General features: G+C 69.2%; 1 protein-coding gene and 1 pseudogene. Both read left to right on the top strand.

Annotation, left to right across the window (positions count from 1 at the left end):
* The first annotated feature begins 330 nt into the window (after nucleotides 1–330).
* Nucleotides 331–753: a DoxX family protein gene (locus ACI3K3_RS25615; RefSeq protein WP_404918927.1), complete on the top strand. Its 423-nt coding sequence runs from the start codon at nucleotides 331–333 to the stop codon at nucleotides 751–753.
* Nucleotides 754–862: 109 nt separating this feature from the next.
* A pseudogene (locus ACI3K3_RS25610) lies at nucleotides 863–1259 on the top strand (hypothetical protein); the annotation flags it as partial.

Genomic DNA, 1259 nt, shown 5'->3' with positions numbered 1-1259 from the left:
GCGGCTGCGCCAGCGGCTGCGGCGTCCACGGCCACGATCACGCCGCCGCGCTGGGCGCCAATGTCCCGGCCGCCGATGTCCAGACCTTCTGGGGCGCACTCGGCTGCGGCTGCTGGGCCGTATGATCGTTTCGTAGCCAACTGTCGTAAGTCGTACGTCGTCCCGGACCTGATCCGGGACCGCTGGCCGAGCCGCGCCTCGCTCGCGGTGTAGCACCTAAAGACCGCCACCGGTCCCGGAACAAGTCCGGGACGACGCTGAAACTCGCCCTCCAAAGACGTGCCACAGGAGCCCCTGATGAAGCGCCCCGCCTTCCTCTCTGCCGCCGCCATGTCCGGCACGCCCACATTCGTCGCATCGGTGCTGGACTTCGCGCCGACCGGCTTCCTCGCCCGGCTCCTGCTGGTAGGCGCCTATCTGGTCGGCGGGCTCACCAAGCTCACCGACTGGCCGGGCGCGGTGGCGGAACAGATCCACTTTGGCCTGACCCCGCCGGCGCTCTGGGCCGGACTGACCATCGCTGTCGAACTCGTCGGCCCGCTGCTGGTCCTCTCGGGCCGTCTCGTCTGGCTGGGCGCGGGCATGCTGGGGGTGTTCACCTTCTTTGCCGCGCTGATCGCCAATGCCTTCTGGGCCATGCCCGCCGGACCGGAGCGCTTCGCCGCCACCAACGCCTTCTTCGAACACATGGGCCTCGTCGGCGGCTTCGTGCTGGTCGCGATTCTGGCGCGCAAGGAGAAGAACGGTGCGTAATTTCGTCGTCCCGGACTTGATCCGGGACCGCTGGCCGGGTCGCGCCTCGCTCGCGAGCACGCGCCTAAAGACAGACAGCGGTCCCGGATCAAGTCCGGGACGACGGCTCATCGCGCTCTCGCTCTTCCTCGCCGCCGCACTGCCCAGCGCCGCCAAGGCCGACCCCACCGAAGCCTGGCAGGCCCCGACCCTCTCGATCACCCGCTACGACGAGGACTGGTCGGACCTTGCCGATGCCGAAAAGCGCGACCACCACTGGACCGGCTCGTTCAAGTACATCCCGCTGGGCGACGACGCCTGGCTCTCCACCGGCATCGAACTGCGCGCCCGCAACGAGAACCTGGAGAACAACCTCTGGGGCGCCGCCGAGGCGCCCGATGACAGCTATCTCTGGCTGCGCGCCCTGCCTTATGCCGATCTCCATCTGGGCAGGCTGCGGGCCTTCGTCCAACCCATCGCCTCGACCTCGATCGGCGTCGCCCCCGCGCCCGGCCCGGTGGACGGCA

Source organism: Novosphingobium sp. ZW T3_23, assembly GCF_044987305.1.
Classification (GTDB): domain Bacteria; phylum Pseudomonadota; class Alphaproteobacteria; order Sphingomonadales; family Sphingomonadaceae; genus Novosphingobium.
Note: the sequence above shows the minus strand (reverse complement) of the source record. Positions and strands in the feature narration are given on the sequence as shown.